Origin of the sequence: Arthrobacter tumbae, from assembly GCF_016907495.1 — a bacterium.
Taxonomy (GTDB): domain Bacteria; phylum Actinomycetota; class Actinomycetes; order Actinomycetales; family Micrococcaceae; genus Arthrobacter_D; species Arthrobacter_D tumbae.
In genome coordinates, this window is record NZ_JAFBCC010000001.1 from 442,812 (window position 1) to 459,882 (window position 17,071).

General features: G+C 61.4%; 14 protein-coding genes. 6 read left to right on the forward strand and 8 right to left on the reverse strand.

Features of this window, described 5'->3' with window-relative positions:
* Window positions 1-6 precede the first annotated feature (6 nt).
* From JOD47_RS02070 to JOD47_RS02080, 3 genes are all read right to left on the reverse strand, one after another.
* Window positions 7-507, reverse strand: coding sequence for a hypothetical protein (locus JOD47_RS02070; protein WP_204531471.1), 501 nt, complete (start codon window positions 505-507; stop codon window positions 7-9).
* A 27-nt stretch (window positions 508-534) separates the two neighbouring features.
* The gene (gene typA / locus JOD47_RS02075; RefSeq protein WP_204531474.1) at window positions 535-2,451 is read right to left on the reverse strand and encodes a translational GTPase TypA; all 1,917 of its coding nucleotides are present in this window, start codon (window positions 2,449-2,451) and stop codon (window positions 535-537) included.
* 187 nt (window positions 2,452-2,638) lie between these two features.
* Complete coding sequence (locus JOD47_RS02080) at window positions 2,639-4,474, reverse strand: ABC transporter ATP-binding protein (RefSeq protein WP_204531476.1); 1,836 nt, start codon at window positions 4,472-4,474, stop codon at window positions 2,639-2,641.
* A gap of 101 nt (window positions 4,475-4,575) precedes the next feature.
* Here JOD47_RS02080 and JOD47_RS02085 point away from each other — a divergent pair, with 101 nt between their 5' ends.
* A complete protein-coding gene (locus JOD47_RS02085; protein WP_204531478.1) occupies window positions 4,576-5,205 on the forward strand; it encodes a PH domain-containing protein in 630 nt (209 codons plus the stop codon).
* A gap of 62 nt (window positions 5,206-5,267) precedes the next feature.
* Here the strand turns inward: JOD47_RS02085 and JOD47_RS02090 are convergent, their stop codons facing one another.
* The 4 genes from JOD47_RS02090 to JOD47_RS02105 all read right to left on the reverse strand — a co-directional run bounded on the left by JOD47_RS02090 (window position 5,268) and on the right by JOD47_RS02105 (window position 12,707).
* Window positions 5,268-6,296, reverse strand: coding sequence for an ABC transporter permease (locus JOD47_RS02090; protein WP_204531480.1), 1,029 nt, complete (start codon window positions 6,294-6,296; stop codon window positions 5,268-5,270).
* Window positions 6,293-7,834 carry an ABC transporter permease gene (locus tag JOD47_RS02095; RefSeq protein ID WP_204531482.1) on the reverse strand — a complete coding sequence of 514 codons (1,542 nt, stop codon included), beginning with the start codon at window positions 7,832-7,834 and terminating at the stop codon, window positions 6,293-6,295. Before JOD47_RS02095 ends, JOD47_RS02090 begins: the two co-directional genes overlap by 4 nt.
* A gap of 233 nt (window positions 7,835-8,067) precedes the next feature.
* Window positions 8,068-9,861 carry an ABC transporter family substrate-binding protein gene (locus JOD47_RS02100; protein WP_204531484.1) on the reverse strand — a complete coding sequence of 598 codons (1,794 nt, stop codon included), beginning with the start codon at window positions 9,859-9,861 and terminating at the stop codon, window positions 8,068-8,070.
* Window positions 9,862-10,070: 209 nt separating this feature from the next.
* Window positions 10,071-12,707 (reverse strand): GcvT family protein, encoded by a 2,637-nt coding sequence (locus JOD47_RS02105; RefSeq protein WP_239547977.1) that lies wholly within the window; start codon window positions 12,705-12,707, stop codon window positions 10,071-10,073.
* A 177-nt stretch (window positions 12,708-12,884) separates the two neighbouring features.
* Between JOD47_RS02105 and JOD47_RS02110 the strand changes: the two genes are divergently transcribed.
* The 3 genes from JOD47_RS02110 to JOD47_RS02120 all read left to right on the forward strand — a co-directional run bounded on the left by JOD47_RS02110 (window position 12,885) and on the right by JOD47_RS02120 (window position 15,781).
* Window positions 12,885-13,664, forward strand: a complete 780-nt coding sequence (locus JOD47_RS02110) for an IclR family transcriptional regulator (RefSeq protein ID WP_204531487.1) — start codon at window positions 12,885-12,887, stop codon at window positions 13,662-13,664.
* A gap of 204 nt (window positions 13,665-13,868) precedes the next feature.
* A complete protein-coding gene (locus JOD47_RS02115) occupies window positions 13,869-15,095 on the forward strand; it encodes a glycine cleavage T C-terminal barrel domain-containing protein (RefSeq protein WP_307836179.1) in 1,227 nt (408 codons plus the stop codon).
* 92 nt (window positions 15,096-15,187) lie between these two features.
* Window positions 15,188-15,781 carry a DUF8817 family protein gene (locus tag JOD47_RS02120; protein ID WP_204531491.1) on the forward strand — a complete coding sequence of 198 codons (594 nt, stop codon included), beginning with the start codon at window positions 15,188-15,190 and terminating at the stop codon, window positions 15,779-15,781.
* 43 nt (window positions 15,782-15,824) lie between these two features.
* On the opposite strand, the gene JOD47_RS02125 is transcribed toward JOD47_RS02120, so the two are convergent.
* Entirely contained in the window at window positions 15,825-16,196 is a 372-nt protein-coding gene (locus tag JOD47_RS02125; RefSeq protein ID WP_204531493.1) for a hypothetical protein, read from the reverse strand.
* Between the two features lie 220 nt (window positions 16,197-16,416).
* Between JOD47_RS02125 and arfB the strand changes: the two genes are divergently transcribed.
* Entirely contained in the window at window positions 16,417-16,857 is a 441-nt protein-coding gene (gene arfB / locus JOD47_RS02130) for an alternative ribosome rescue aminoacyl-tRNA hydrolase ArfB (protein ID WP_204531495.1), read from the forward strand.
* Complete coding sequence (locus JOD47_RS02135) at window positions 16,854-17,033, forward strand: tetratricopeptide repeat protein (RefSeq protein ID WP_204531496.1); 180 nt, start codon at window positions 16,854-16,856, stop codon at window positions 17,031-17,033. The genes arfB and JOD47_RS02135 overlap by 4 nt, the downstream gene beginning before the upstream one ends.
* Window positions 17,034-17,071 lie beyond the last annotated feature (38 nt).

The window sequence follows — 17,071 nt, forward strand, 5'->3', positions numbered from 1 at the left end:
GCGCTCCTACAGAGCGTCCGCTACAGAGCTAGAGCCCGGCCGTCGTGCTGAGGGCCGCAACGCCCACCAGGACAGGGCAACGGCCGCGACCGTTCCGACGGCCAGCCCCACCACCCAGACGTAGCCGGCAACGGCCACCGGCGGCAGCGCACCCTCTACCTCAACGCCGGCGGCGATGAGGGCACCCGCGGAGAAAGACGCCGCCAACCCCACCAGGATGTAGGCGACTCCGCCGGTCAGGGCTGCGAAGAAGACGCTGCGGGCTGACACTGCAACGAACACGGCGATACTGGTGGCCAGCACCACGGAGGCAAGCGCTCCGGCAGGAATGCCGACGCCGTTGAGATACCAGATCTGGGCGTGAAGCGCGGTACCAAGCACCGCGGCCAGCGCGCCCCCAAGGACAGCGGCAACTACCCCGCGCCAGCGGGCGCCGCGCCGCGCAGACGGAACGACGACGGCGGCCGGGTTGGCGCCGTCGTCGTCCTTCTGTTTTTTTAGCTGCATGCCGGAAACCGGCAACTGCCTGCGCTGCTAGGCGCGGGCGCGTGAACGCGCTGCGCGCAGGCGCTCGTTAGGATCGAGAACGACCTTGCGGATGCGGATCGACTCCGGGGTCACCTCGACGCACTCGTCCTCACGGGCGAATTCAAGTGATTCCTCAAGGGTGAGGTTCCGGGGCGGCGTCAGGTTCTCGAAGGTGTCGGAGGAGGCGGCACGCATATTGGTGAGCTTCTTTTCCTTGGTGATGTTCACGTCCATGTCATCGGCGCGCGAGTTCTCGCCAACGATCATGCCCTGGTACACCTCTGAGGTCGGCTGCACAAAGAAGGAACCGCGTTCCTGCAGGTTGATCATGGCGAACGGGGTGACCACCCCGGCGCGATCCGCGATCATTGATCCGTTGGTGCGGTACTCGATGTCCCCTGCCCACGGCTCGTAGCCCTCGGAGTAGGAGGAAGCGATTCCGGCACCGCGCGTGTCCGTCAGGAACTTGGTACGGAAACCGATGAGCCCCCGGGCGGGAACGATGAATTCCATCCGGACCCAACCGGTGCCGTGGTTGGACATGTTGGTCATCCGGCCCTTGCGTGCCGCCATCAACTGGGTGACGCCGCCGAGGTACTCTTCGGGCACGTCGATGGTCATGTGCTCCATGGGCTCATGGATCTTGCCGTCGACGGTCCGGGTGACTACCTGCGGCTTGCCGACGGTGAGCTCAAAACCTTCCCGGCGCATCTGCTCCACGAGGATGGCCAGCGCGAGCTCGCCACGGCCCTGGACTTCCCAGGCATCCGGGCGGGCCGTGGGCAGAACGTTCAGCGATACGTTGCCGATCAGTTCCTTATCAAGCCTGTCCTTCACCTGGCGCGCGGTGACCTTCGCGCCCTTCACCTTTCCGGCCAGCGGGGAGGTGTTGATACCGATGGTGACGGAAATGGCCGGATCATCCACGGTGATCAGCGGAAGCGGCTGCGGGTTGTTGACGTCGGTGAGGGTCTCACCGATGGTGATGTCCTCGATGCCGGCAACAGCAACGATCTCGCCCGGTCCTGCGGATTCGGTGGGTACGCGGTCGAGCGCCTTGGTGGCGAGCAGCTCGGTGATCTTGACGGTCTTCAGTTCACCGTTCTGGCGGGCCCAGGCTACCTGCTGGCCCTTGCGGAGCGTTCCGTTGAAGATACGGAGCAGCGCGAGGCGGCCGAGGAACGGCGAGGCGTCCAGGTTGGTGACGTGGGCCTGGAGGACGCCGTCCGGGTTGTACCGGGGAGCGGGAATGTGGTCGATGATGGTCTTGAAGAGCGGCTCAAGATTGTCATTCTCCGGGACGGTTCCGTCTGCCGGCTGCTCCAGGGACGCGGCTCCAGCGCGCGCCGCGGCGTAGACCACCGGAACATTGAGCACGAGGTCCAGATCGAGATCGGGGACTTCGTCGGCGAGGTCCGAAGCCAGGCCGAGCAGCAGATCCATGGACTCGCTGACGACCTCGTCGATACGGGAGTCCGGGCGGTCGGTCTTGTTGACCAGCAGGACAACCGGCAGCTTCGCGGCAAGCGCCTTGCGCAGCACAAAGCGGGTCTGCGGAAGCGGGCCTTCGGACGCATCAACGAGGAGGACCACGCCGTCGACCATTGACAATCCGCGCTCCACCTCGCCACCGAAGTCGGCGTGCCCGGGCGTGTCAATCACGTTGATGGTGATCGTTTCGCCCTCGGCCGACGGTCCGTCATAGAACACAGTGGTGTTCTTGGCGAGGATGGTGATGCCCTTTTCGCGCTCCAGGTCCCCTGAGTCCATGACCCGGTCCTCGAGGTGGTTGTGGGCGGCGAAGGAATTGGTCTGCCTCAGCATCGCGTCAACGAGCGTCGTCTTGCCATGGTCTACGTGCGCCACGATGGCAACGTTGCGAAGGTCACTGCGGATTGCAGTGTTGCTCGTGGATACAGACATGCGAAATGACTCGTTTCGTCGGGGATTTCTTCAGGCTTACGGAGGTGTCCGGGGGAAAAAGGAAGCGGGCAGCACAGCGCGCACTATTACCAGTCTAAGCGCTAGGTAAAAGATGGCCTAACGGGCAGATTAAACGACGACGACGGCACCCCCCTCAGGAGGCGCCGTCGTCGTGCGTTGGATCTGGTTACTCGGCCGAGGCCAGAAGCCGGGCGCGCAGTTCACGACGCTCGCGCTGCTTCTCCGGATCAGGCAACGGGACAGCCGCCAGGAGCCGCTGGGTGTAAGGATCCTGGGGATTACGCAGAATCTGGTCGCGGGTGCCCTGCTCGACGATTCTGCCGCGCCGCATCACACAGATGTGGTCGGCGAGAACGTCGACCACGGCGAGGTCGTGGGTGACGAACAGGCAGGCAAAGCCCATTTCCTTCTGCAGGTTCTGGAACAGCTCAAGCACCTTGGCCTGGACGGACACGTCCAGCGCGGACGTGGGCTCGTCAGCAACCATGAGCTTGGGCTTCAGCGACAGCGCGCGGGCAATGCCGACGCGCTGCTTCTGTCCGCCTGAGAGCTCGTGCGGGTAACGGTTGCGGTAGGAGCGGGGAAGCTCAACCTGGTCGAGCAACGTTTCGATCCGCTTTTGCAGCGCGCCGCCCTTGGCTTCTCCGGCGAGGAACATCGGTTCGCCGATGCTCTCGCCGATGGGAAGCCGGGGGTTCAGCGACGAGGACGGATCCTGGAAAACCATGCCGACGTTGCGCCGTACCGCACCGAGTTCCCGGGAGGTGGGCTTGAGGCCGGAAATGTCTGTGCCAACGACCCGGAGCGCTCCTTCGGACACTGGAAGGAGCCCGACAGCGGCGCGTCCGATGGTGGTCTTGCCCGATCCGGACTCCCCCACCAGCCCCATGACTTCGCCGGGGCGAATACTCAAGGTTGCGTTCTCGACTGCCCTGAATGCCGGAACCCGTCCCTGCTTGGGGTACTCGATGGCCACATTCACGAGGTCGAGTACTGCTTCTCCCCTGCTCTCCCTCTCAGCCTGAATCTCCTCCTGAAGTCCCTGAAGGACAGCGCGTTCCCGCCGCTGAAGCTCTTCCGGGTCCACACCCGCCAGCTCCGACTTGGTCGCAGCCGCAAGGGCAGCAGTGATGTCGACGTCGTCACCGCCGCCCTCTGCTCCCTGGCCCAGGTGCGGCACCGCAGACAGTAGGTCCTGCGTGTAGGGATGTTCCGGCCGGCTGAAGATCTTTTCTGCCGTGCCGGATTCCACGATGACACCCCGACGCATGACGGCGATGCGGTCCGCAAGGTCCGCCACCACGCCCATGTCGTGGGTGATGAGCACGATGGCGCTGTCCAGCTTGTTGCGGAGGTTACGCATCAGGTCGAGGATTTCGGCCTGGACGGTCACGTCGAGTGCGGTGGTGGGCTCATCTGCGATGAGGAGCTTGGGGTCACAGGAGAGGGACTGTGCGATCATGGCACGCTGCCGCTGCCCGCCCGAGAGTTGGTGCGGGTAGGAACGGAAGGCTTTCTCCGGGTCCGGAAGTTCCACCATGTCCAGCAGCTTGAGGGCTCGCTCCCTCGCCTCGTCCGGTGAAATTGCGTTGTGCAGGCGGAGCGTCTCCACGATCTGGAACCCGACTGTGTACACGGGGTTCAGCGCCGTCATCGGTTCCTGGAAGATGACCGCGACGTCGTTGCCGCGAACCTCGCGCATCTTTCCAGGAGAGAGATTGAGGATGGACCTGCCGTTCAGCATCACCTCTCCGGTGACACGGCTGTTGCTGGGTAGGAGCCCGAGGAGTGCCATCGAGCTTGCGCTCTTGCCGGAACCGGACTCGCCGACGATGGCCAGTACCTCACCGGCGTTCACGTGGTAATTCAAGTCAATGGCCGCTGGGACCCATTCCTTCTCCACCCCGAAGTCGACGCTGAGGTTGCGAACTTCGAGCACCGGTCCGCGAGCGGATTCTGGTGATCCATTGCTCCCGTTGCCGTCAATGATGTCGTGGGTCATAGTGCTGTCCTTCCACTGTGTGACCGTGCATATGGCGCAGTCGAGCGGACTGTTTGCCCACTGAATACTGCGCTGATGCTAAATGTTGGGAATATGGGGGTATGAACTCGCCTGCAGGTCCCACTCAAACCACTGTTTTCCGTCCCCGCAGCAGCCGTTGGATACTCGCGATTGCGGGCGTCATTGTGGCCGTTGGTCTGTTGGCCTCCGTCGTGACGTCCGGACCGCAGGCGCTGGTTACGGCCGCGCCGCTGCTGGCGGCAGCGGCCCTTGCATGGTGGCTGTTCTGGTTTCCGGCGGTGGTTGTCGGGCCCGGCGGAGTCCAACTGCGCAATCCTGTCCAGACCGTGGATGTTCCCTGGGCCGGCCTGATTCACGTGGACACCAAGTACGCGCTGAAGTTGGTCACACCGAACGGTAGCTATAGTGCGTGGGCCGCCCCCGCTCCCGGAGTGCGCGGAACCCATGCGGGCAAACCCGAGCACATGCAGAACCTTCCGGGCACGAGTTACGGAGCGGGTGGAAGCGTCCGGCCCGGGGACCTGAGCAACACTGACTCCGGTCTCGCCGCGCTGCTGGTGCGGTCCGAATGGGAACGACAGGTGAACAGCGGACTGATCGACGTCGACGCCACCGAAGCGGCCAGGGTGGAGCGCCGGATCAACTGGCGACCGCTTTGCGTGGTCGTCGGGCTGCTGCTGCTGAGCGTGCTTACTTTCTTGCTGCAGTGACAGCATGCCCGCACCGCGCGCGCGGCCGGCGCTGGGTCGAGTCCCAACGATCGTGCGGGTCATCAGGCCGGCTTCTTTGGTTCTGCAGCCTTCTTGGCGTTGAACTTCTTCTGCCGGGGGTCGAACGCATCGCGTAACCCGTCGCCGATGAAGTTGATCGACAAACAGATGATCACGATAAACAGACCCGGCCACCAGAAGAGCCAAGGGCGCGTAGCAAATGCGGCCTGATTTTGACTGATGAGATTCCCGAGCGAGATATCCGGTGGCTGCACGCCGAGCCCAAGGAACGAAAGCCCGGATTCCAGGAGGATTGCGGAGGCCATGACCAGGGTGGTGTTCACAATGATCACTCCCACGGCATTCGGAAGAATGTGTTTGAAGATGATCCGCGAGTTCGACGCCCCCGCAATTCTTGCGGCGTCTACAAACTCTCGCTCACGGAGGGAGAGGAACTCACCGCGGACAAGCCTTGCGAGGCCGGTCCAGATGACCAGCCCGATGAAGACACCGAGCAGTATGATTCCGGCGCTTCCGCCAAATATCGCGTCGAAGAAAGTTCCTCGTCCGGATAGTTCGGAGCCCACGGTGCCAAGAACTGCGGCAAGAATGAGCAACGGGATGATGATGATGACATCGGTGAGGCGCATCAACACCGCTTCTACCCATCCGCGGAAGTAACCCGATACCCCGCCGACGACGACGCCGATGATGCCTCCGATAGTACCGATGATGAACATGATGATCAGGGAGAGCTGCGCCCCGCGCATGGTCATCGCGAAGAGATCTCTGCCAACCCGGTCCTGCCCGAAGGGATGGTCTCCGAAGTTGAACGGAAGAGTCCAGGTCGGAGCGCCATTGGGAGTGGCCAACGTTGGTGTTTCGACATAGTCCCATTTCCACCACCCCGGTATGCCTGCATAGCCGATGGATGTGAAAGCCAGCAGTACTACTGCAATGAACACCACCATGCTGACTACAGCTGCCGTGTGGCCGAGGAAACGCTTACGAACGATTTGTCCCTGGCTGAGACCCTTTGTCTCGCCGCCCACGTTCACTTTGTTCTTTTTTTCGCCGATTCGTGTGCTCATGCTTTCACCCTTACGCGCGGATCAAGGACCGAATAAACAAGGTCAGCCACCAGGTTGAAGACCAGGGCAAGTATGCCTGTTATCAGGAATACACCCATGACCGGGTTGAGGTCGACATCGCGCAGCGCCTGTACAAACAGTTGGCCCATGCCGCTGAATGCGAAAACCTGTTCCGTGATGATTGCCCCGCCAATCAACCCACCGATATCGAAGGCAACGAGGGTAGCCAGTGGAATCAGGGCATTGCGGAATGCATGGCGCATGACGACGGTCCGTTCACCCAAACCTTTGGCGCGGGCGGTGCGGATGTAGTCCTGATTCATGATTTCGAGCATTGACGCACGAGAGTACCGGCTGTAGCCCGCAAGTGAAATGAGCATCAAGGCGATTGTCGGAAGAAGGAGATGAGTGAAGGTGTCGAGTCCTATGATCCAAAAATCACCTTGGATGTTGGGCGTTGCTGAACCAATAGTGGCAATCGGCCGGCCCCGGATTCGGCTGTTGTCGAAGTAGTCCGGCCACGACTGCATGAAGCGGTCCAGCAGAATGAAGAATCCCATGAGGAACGCTGTCAGCCCGGCGGCCGTCATATTCTGCCGACGGTCGTATCCGCCCATGAAATAACCCACGACCGCTCCAACGAGCACTGTCGCTACTGCGAGTAGCAGAATCATGAGGCCGGTGGCCCGGTCCAGAAGCGGCTGAACTGCGAAGTACGCCACCATGCCGATTCCTACTACGGTGAGCGCGCTGTACAAAGCCCTGCGGTTCTTCAGGCCTGCGGTGAGGAGAGTGACGCCATACGCCAGCCCGATGCCAATAATTGCAATAACGACTGGCCCAAACGCGGGTGTCAGGAACCAGCCCAGTGTGTCCAATGTCCACAACAGCGCAACCGCGAATACAAATCCGATCAGGGCAGCAAGGAGGCGCTTCTTCAAGTTGCCGACGGACACCAGATAGAAGAGGAACGCACTGAGTAGCCCGCAAACAACCAAGGCAAATAGCGAAATATCAGGTTCTCGAAGGAAGTTGTTGAAGCTGATCGCCCCATACTCCTTGAGCAGAACCGCCACCCAGAAGATGGGCAGTGAGAAAAAGAGGAACGCCATGAAAGTGACGCCATAGTCGAGTCCGCTGTATTGGCGAAGCGCAGTAATGACCCCGAGGGTGATGCCGATCAGGATCGCCAGAATCGTTGCCGCGGTGACCAGAAGGATCGTCTGACCCATGGCCCTCTCAAGAAGAACGGTCACCTCTGCGCCGTTGATGGCGTTGCCGAGATCGCAGGTTGCGGCGAAGGGGACGAGGCACCCAGCCGCTCCACCGAGCCACTCGAAGTATCGGAGTATGGGTGGAACATCCAGGTTCAGCAGATCTATGCGAAACGCTATGAGTTGTTCCCTATTGGGCGCGTTACTCTCACGAAGGTCTCCGAGGGGATCGCCTGACACCGCCGTCAGAATATAGACCAGGAAAGAAGCGCCAAGAAGTATGAGTACAGCGACGATCAGCCGCCGAACGATATACGTCAGCATTTTTTGTAAGCCTCAGGGTTGAGCGTCCGGGATCTCCCCGGTTGGACCCGGACAAGCCGGGAGGTCATGAAAGAGCGTAATCCAGGTCACGCCGAACTAGAATTTGGGTTTTCCCAATCAGTAGAAAGCTCGTGTCAGGAACCGCGTCGAACGTCAGAAAGCGCTGGAGCCGCCTAGCGACCCCAGCGCTTCCTGATTTTCGGTCGTCGTCCGGACTTATGGCCGGCCGCTAACTACTCGGCTACGGTCCACTCCCAGTAGTTCCACCAGATGCCGTCCTGGTTGGACATGTACTCAGTGCCTTCGATTCGGTCACTGACGCCGTTGATACCAACAGACTGGAACAGCGGGAGGCCGAAACCGGTCTCGTAGAGCGCCGTGTCAACCTGGATCTGAAGTTCCTGCTGCTCGGCCGGATCAGTGGTCAGGATGAGCTCGTCCATTGCGGCATCGGCTTCCTCATTGCACCATTTCGCGTAGTTCGATGCAGAACCACAGCCGTAGAGCTGAGGAACTCCGGTTACGCCAACTCCGGGGCTGATCCATCCGAAGATCGTCGCATCCCAGCGAGCGCCACCCTCTTCAAGGGCAGGTCCCCATTCAGCGCCGGGAAGCCCGACGTCAACTACACGGAAGCCAGCCTGCTCGGCACTTTCGGCAATGAGCGTATAAGCATCCACGCGGTTGGGGTTCTCCGCGTTGTACATGATCCGAACTTCCGGAGTCGCCCCGTCAAGCAACTCCATGGCGCCCTCGATGTCGACCTCAGCGTACTCAGATGAGCCGTTCTCCTCGATCGCAGCATTGTAAGGCTCAGTGCCGAAGTCGAAAATGTGCGACATACGCGGACCGATCTCAGGATCGAGGGGGCGAACTGTCGCATCAACGATTGCTTCCAGCGGCACCGTCTTCATGAACGCTTTGCGCACGTTCTCATCGGCGAAGACTCCACCCTCTTGGTAAAGGTCAAGGTGATCGAAGGACAGTTCTGGTCCCTGAAGAACCTCGATGCCGTCAATCGCCTCAAGGGCCGTCAAGGTATCCGCTGAAGCCTGAGGCTGGATGATGTCAACCTCACCGTTCTGCAACGCCTGAACCTGAGCGTTCGCATCTCCGATGTAACGGATGGTGATCTCATCGATCGCAGGGACCGGGCCCCAGTTGTAGTCATCGTTGCGAATCAGCGTCATGGACTGGTCCGGGACCATCTCCGAGATGACGTAAGGTCCGCTCGAGAGGTAGAGGGAAGGATCACTCGGCAGGCTTGTCGAGTCGAATCCGGCATTCCAGAAGTCTGCCATGGCAGAGATATCCGGTCGATCCTCAGGGTTCTCAGGGTCCCCTTCCGGGGCGTTCTGAATTGCTTCGATCAGAGCGTCACCGTCAGCGAGCCCTGCATTGGTAGCAACGACGTGCGCAGGAGTATCGGTGACCGCAAAGGCGATCTCCCAATCCGCGTAGGGTTCGGAGTAGACAAGGGTGATTGAACGCCCATCCTCTCCAAGTTCCGGCATTGCGGTGAGGTCGAGCCCAGCAGTAGAGGCAGCGGAGAAGTAAGTAGTGCCGGTCTCGTCGCCTTCTACCTCCGGATCGGGATCCGATTCGTCGTCGAAGTAGGCAGAAGTGGCAGCCCATGACAGCAAGAGATCGTCAGCGTCAACCGCTTCACCATCAGACCAGGTAACGCCTTCGTTAACTGTGTAAGTGACCGTGAGCGGATCTTCAGAGACGACCTCGTAGGTGCCAAATTCCTCGCGGGGAACTACCTCAAGGTCACTGTTGATGTAGTTGAAGTTGTTCTTGGTGAGAAGCCCAACCTTGTTATTGATATCCACATTGCCAGTGGCGGTGTCCGAGTTGAACGAGCTGAAGGGGTTCACTTCAGCAACGCTTATGGTGCCGCCCTGGGCCTGCCCCTCGCCCCCTGTGCCGGGATCTTCGCCGCCGCCGCTTTCGGCGCAGGCGCTCAGTGCAAGTGCAGCTACAGCAGCTACACCTACGGCTTTGGAAGTACGTCCGAAACGCATTCCGCCTCCTTGTTTCATGTTGTGGAAGATGTCCTTCATGGTTTTACAAAGGACTGACACGCACTTTGGTCTTCAAAGTGGCGTGCCTCACATGCAGAAAAGCCTAAGGGGTAATTGTTACCACTAGGTATCAAAAGCAAAGCGTGGTGATGGTTGTTACCGAGATGCAACCAAATTTTCCCATCAGGGCACGGCAAGGCAACGGGCCGCTACGCCTTGATCCGTTTGTTCTCCGCATCGAACAGTGGTGTGGCACCGGTCGCCGCCACCGTGACGGGATACAAATCCTCCATGTAGTCGACGGCCAATTCGGTGCCAACTACTGCGAGCGCGGGCGGAAGATAGCTCATCAGCACATGCTTTCCCAGGGACGGCGCGGACCCCGCTGAGGTGACGTATGCGCGCCGCCCGAGTCCGTCGATCAGGGGCGCTCCATCTCGCTCAACGATCGGTTCGCCGCCAAGCATGTATCGACGTCGTCCGTTGGCAGAGACATGATCGTCCACCGTCAGGGAACAGAGGATGGCTGCGGGATCCTCGGCGCGCTGTGCAATGTATTTGTCGCGGCCGGTGAACTCGGCGTCCTTGACGCGGGGCCGCATCAGTCCGGCCTCAACCAGGGTGCGCTCAGTGTCGAGTTCGGCGCCGTGCGCCCGGTAGCTTTTTTCGATGCGTCCGGTGCCTCCATAGACACCGGTTCCCACCGGAACAAGCCCGTGCGGCGCCCCCGCCGAGCGGACGAGGTCCCACAGCCGCGCGCCCTGCTCCATCGGTACATAGAGTTCCCATCCCAGCTCGCCAACGTAGGATATCCGGGACGCGAGCACGGAGAGCGGGCCAACCTGGATGTTGCGGCAGGAGCTGAACAGGAAGCCCTCATGACTGACGTCGTGATCCGTGAGGGCCCCAAGAATGTCCCGGGCACGCGGCCCCCAGAGTCCGACGGTTGTATAGGCCGATGTCTGGTCGACAAGCTGGGCGCTGCCATCGGTCGGCAGATGATCCTGAAACCGCCTGCGGTCGATATTGCCCGTCAGCCCGCCGGTAACCACACGGTAGTGCCCGTCGCCGAGCCGCATCACCGTGAGGTCGGCGCGGATACCGCCGCGGGAATCGAGCACAGGCGTGTAGATGACCCGGCCAATCCCGACGTCGGCCTGCGCCACGATCGTGCGCTGAACTGCCGCGAGCGCCCCCGGACCAACGACATCGAAGATCGCGAACGACGACAGGTCAACGACACCCGCGCGCTCGCGCATCGCAAGATGCTCGGCGTTGATGATGGGCGACCACCACCGGCTGTCCCACTCCACCTCCCGCGGCATGACGGCGTCACCGTACTCACCCAACAGGGCCTCGTTGGAGTTGTACCACATGGGTCGTTCCCAGCCGGCGGCCTCGAAGAACTCCGCCCCGAGTTCGCGCTGGCTGGAGTGCATCGGTGCCAGCCGTACGTTGCGGTTGCTGCCCCACTGCTCCCCGGGATGCACAATCCCGTATGTCTTGTTGAATCCCTCCGCTGCGCGTGCCCTTACGTGCTCGCGGGTCCGTTGGTGTGGATAGAAACGCCCGACGTCGGCGTGGTGAAGATCGATTCCGGGATTCCCATGGGTCATCCACTCGGCCAACAGACGCCCAACGGCCGGACCTTCCCTGATCCACACCGCGGCCGCTGACCAGAGGCCCGCAACCTCCGGCGTCTCTCCCAGAATCTGTCCGCCATCCGCGGTAAGCGAGAGCAGTCCGTTGATCGCGTAGTTGATCTTCACGTCCGGATTCCCCAGAATCTCAGGCATCAACTCCCTGGCCTGCTCCAGTTGCGGCTGAAAATCACCCGCGGTGAACGGCATTTCGGTGGGCGAGAGAACCGCCTGGTCAATCGATGGGATCCTGTCGGCATCGAGCAGTATGGGACGGTGCGCATAGGATCCGACCTCCAGGTCGGAACCGTGCTGGCGTTCGTAGCAGAAAGTATCCATGTCTCTGATGATGGGGAAGGAAATTTCCCCTGATGTATCTGCGAACCGGGGCACCGGACCCACCTTGATGAGCTGGTGCACGGCAGGCGTCAGCGGGATGGATGCCCCGGCCATTGCCGCTATGCGCGGACTCCACACCCCACATGCCACGACGACGGTCGCGGCCTCGATATCTCCTCCGGTGGTCCTGACACGGCGAATCCGGCCACCCTCGACGTCGAGACCGATCACCTCCACCTCGGAAACAACCTGCAGCGCCCCACGTTGCAGCGCCTGTTCGCGCATGATTTCACCCGCACGCACGGAGTCGACGACGCCGGCTGACGGGGTCCAGAAACCACCGACAAGTACCGACGGGTCAAGGAAGGGAACCAACTCATGAATTTGCCCTGGTGTGACCAGTTCGGAATCAATGCCCCACGCCTTCGCTGAGGACATACGCCGGCGGAGTTCCTCCATCCGCTCCTCCGTGCGCGCCACCTCGAACCCGCCGGATGCGGTGAACACCCCCATTTCCCTGTACTGGCGAACGCTGTCCAGAATGAGGTCTGTAACGCCCCGCGGGTGGTTCACGGGGAAAATGAAGTTGGATGCGTGACCGGTTGAACCGCCGGGATTGGGGAGAGGGCCCTTGTCGATCTGCACAATGTCCCGCCAACCCAGCCGCGCAAGGTGATGCACCAGGGAGTTGCCTACAATGCCTGCGCCAATGACCACTGCCTGCGCCCGGGTTGGAACGGTATTCATGGTCTGCTCCTCCATCACCCGGTTCTCCGCGTGCCCTGCAGCCTGCGTCTCGCCGTCGTCCGCCGCGCCTGCTTCCGCACGGAGCCCTCCCAGAATCGTTGTCAGGAATCCGGGTGTCAAGAATCCGCCTCGATTCCGTGGGCCCTGCAATGTCGTGCAGTGAGCCGGGAATGGCATGGTCGCTGCCCGGCGCGACGCCCGCGCGCTCGCCGCTGGTAGAGTCTGGACCTGCCGTCAGCGGCCGACTTTCGGGCGGATCGGAGAAGTGTTGCGGCGAGCAGGTGAAGGAGGCAGCAGGTGACCAACGGATCTCAATCCATTGACCGTGCCGCGCTGCTGCTCTCCCTGGTAGTACGTGCCGCCGATCCGATCTCCTTCACCGAGCTGGTGGACCGGACCGGGTTGGCGCGGTCCACCGTTTCGCGACTGCTACAGGCGCTTGAACGCAATGGAATGCTGGAACGCAACCATGAGGGGCACTTCCAGGGAGGCGCGCTGTTCACCCACTATGCGAACCGGTTTGACCGCGTGGAGTCCCTGGCCACCGCCGCACAACCAATGCTTGAACGGATCGCCGAGGAAACCGGCGAATCTGTAACTCTTGGTGTTCCCCGCGGTGACGCGGTAGTTCACGTTGCCCAGACCGACTCCAGTTATCTCCTTGGCACGACTAATTGGGTGGGAGTGGATCTACCGCCGCACTGCTCGGCACTCGGCAAAGTGCTGTATGCCTTCGGGGCTCTCCCCCTACCCAAAGATCCACTCGAGCAGAGGACACCCACCACGGTGCGGAGTGTTGCAGCGCTCGAGGGTGAGCTCGCCACGGTCCGGGAACAGGGCTATTCGCTGACCCGAAGTGAGCTTGAGGAGGGGCTGGACGCACTCGCCGCACCCGTCAGTGACAGCCATGGAAGAGTTCTTGCGGCCATTGGAGTATCAGGTCCGGCCTTCAGGCTGGAGCACTCCCACCAGGAAATTGGTGCCCTGCTGGTTTCCGAAGCCGGCTTGCTTTCACGAATCCTGGCCCGGCGTGCAGGCAAAGAAGCATCTTTTCCTGACCCCGGCGCTTTCAGCTGACAGATCCCTTGCACGCCACATCCGCGTGCTCCTACACTCATTATGTGGGACTTCAGTTCCACCTTATGAGACTACGCCGACTGCTTCGGTCTATAGTTCCCCTGCGCCGGCCGAGAGGGAGTTCCGATGCATCACAACGTCCCATCGGTTAACCAGCGTGATCGAATAGTTCCGATCAACCTCCGCCAATCGGGACCAACGCCCGTGGAATTGCAGATAGACACCCGGGTCCGGAAATCACCGTATTGGCACCTTTCCCACGAAGCAGGCTGCTGGCGTGCGCAGGTCTACAACCGGATGTACCACCCGAGAGGCTACATTCGCCCCGAGGACGGCGGGATGATGGCCGAGTATGAGGCACTGGTCAGACACGTCACCATGTGGAACGTTGCCGTCGAGCGCCAGATTCAGGTCAAGGGCCCGGATGCGGAGGCCTTCGTGGACTTTGTCATCACCCGCGATGCCACAAAGATTCCACCTATGCGGGCGCGATACGTAATCCTGTGCAACGAAGCCGGAGGAATCCTCAACGACCCGGTGTTGCTTCGCGTTGCGGACGACGAGTTCTGGTTCAGTCTCTCCGACTCCGACCTGTGGCTATGGCTTCAAGGAGTCAATGTAGGCAAGCGCTTCAATGTGAGTATCAGCGAGATCGACGTTTCGCCCGTGCAGATCCAGGGACCTAAATCTGTCGACCTTATGGTGGACCTGATTGGGCAGGAAGCCGCGGAGATCCCCTCCTACGGATTGCTTTCCTCATCGGTCGGCGGTTGTGAGGTCATCGTTTCGCAGACTGGGTTCACCGGCGAGAAAGGGTACGAGATCTATCTTCGTGACGCGACCCTGCACGCGGAGCAACTGTGGAATGCCGTTCTGGAAACAGGCAAACGACACAGCCTCATGGTGGTCGCTCCGGCACACCACCGGCGGATCGCAGCAGGGATTCTGTCCTGGGGCCAGGATATGGATGCCGAGACGCTGCCGTTCCAGGTCAATCTGGGCTATCAGATTCCCAGGCAGAAGACCGCGAACTACATCGGGAAAGAAGCCTTGGAAGCGGCGCGTGACGCAGTGGAAGCCGGATCACCTCCATATACCCACACCCTCGTGGGCATGAAACTCGGTGGCCTGCCGATCGACGACTATGCACCCGACTTCTGGTTGATCAGCGCAGCGCAGGACGGCGATCCCATCGGCTACGTCACCTCACCCTGGTATTCGCCGGAGCTGGGCACCAACATCGCGATGGGATTTGTTCCACTTGATCTCGCTGCGCTTGGCACGAAGATGTGGGTACACCTGCCTGACTCCTACGCTACGGAGCCCGGGAGCCCAGTCAGCGCCGACGTGGTTGAGATGCCGTTCCGCGAGTCGGTGCACCCCAACCAGCGCGAGCTGCTGAAGACCCGCGGGATGGACGCCGCCATCTGAGGTTGCGGACACGACCGACCTGGCGGAACTCAACCATGTTCCAGCACGGAGCAAGGTCTGGATCGTCGATTCTCCCGGCGTAGAGTGCTGAGGTGTCCTACCCCCGCACGATTCCCCTGCTGCCTTGCGCCGACATCGACGAGATCGAACCTTTCTTCGCCACCCTAGGCTTCCGCACCACCTACCGCCAACTTCGACCGAATCCGGCCCTCGGCCTCAACGGTCACGGGTTCGACCTGCAGTACTACGGACTGGACGGCCACACACCAGAGTCCTCGCACAGCTCCTGCCTCGTCATCGTCGATGACACCGGCCCGATCTGGGAGGAGTTCGCTGCAGGCCTCCGCGAGGCGTACGGAAAACTGCCGATCAAGGGATTCCCGCGGATCACACGGCCGCGCTCCCGCAAGAACGCGGACGGTATGAGCGGATTCAGACTCGTCGACCCTGCTGGCAACTGGCTTCGCTTCTTCCGCGACGGAAGCGCGGGGACCTCGCCTTCCGAGCTCAGTCGGTTGGGCGAGGCGGTTCAGAACGCGGTGGTGCTCGCTGATAGCAAAGGGGACGTCGCTCAGGCCGCCAAGGTCCTCCAGGGTGCCATCAAGCGCGCATCCGCTGACGATCCGGCGCAAGGCGACGCTCGGAGCTTCATCGACGAGCTGACCGAGCGCCTGTCGGACGGCTGAGATTGAGCCGGGATTCGCTCGGATCACGGCCGGGCGACGGATGTCAGGAAACGGGCACTTCTACATCAACGATGCCGACGAACCGGCTGCCAATTCCGTCGTACTCGCTGCGAACCAGACCCGGCATTACCGGCGGGATTTCATCGAGGGCGTGGTGGGCGCAACAAACGTAGGTGAACGTCGGCCACCACTTCTTAGGCCGCGTGGCTTCCGAGAAACCACAGACCGCGCAGGTCAACTGGACCCAGACAGGTCGCTTGCTCGTCCGGTTTTCCTTGGACTGGACGAGCCAGACCGGTGGATTGTGCAAAAGCTCCGACAACTCAGCGTCTGACAGTCTGGCAGGGATTCCGTGACGGTGTGCCATCTCCAGCGGAATATCAAGGATCTGAGCTGCTTCACGTCGTGTGACCACCAGTTAACGATACGGGATGCGAGAAGCGGTTGGCCGCTGCAGGTGCGTCCCTGCCTTGTCGAGGTAGAGAAGGTCATGCTCTGGCAAGATTCGCCGGAACAAGGCAGCGGACGGCTACGGCCGCGGCCACTACCGGGCCGATCTAGACGGTGAAGCGGAACTCCTCCAACCGGCGCTGATCGGGGCAACCGTGTCGTCGGGGTTGCGGCACAATAATCATGTGGACGACTTGCGTGTGGCCCCGGGGCCCGGAGCGCCCCGCGGCCTCCGGGTACCAGCGGGAGAGCTGGTCGAGCAGTTCTCCCGAGCCTCCGGCCCCGGCGGCCAGAGCGTCAATACCGCCGACTCACGTGTGCAACTCAGTCTCGATCTAGGTACGACAACGGCACTGAGTGAGGCCCAACGCGAACTCGTCATCGACCGGCTCTCCGGGAGACTCTCGGGCACGGTGCTTACGATAAGTGCCTCCGCGCACCGCTCCCAACGACTTAATAGGACTGCGGCGAGACAACGCCTCGCCGCAGTCCTGCGAGACGCAGTGGCTCCCACTGTCATCCGGCGACCGACCCGTCCGACGAGTGGCTCGCGACGTCGTCGCCTCGAAGGAAAACGGTTACGCTCCGAGACCAAGCGCGACCGCAGGCGCCCTGGGCCCGAATGAGCCGCGTGATTTATGGAGCGTGGCTACCAAGACATAGCGTTGGACGCAAGGATGAAGCACTCCGTATCACTATCGAAGCGAAGACAGAAACGTTGCCCCGCCACCAGCGGTCGATGCGCATCTACGCCGCCGCGCTCACTGAGTCGGCCGCTTCCGGCAATCCGACTACACGTTGAAGCGGAACTCCACCACGTTCCTTAGCAAAATAGCCTTG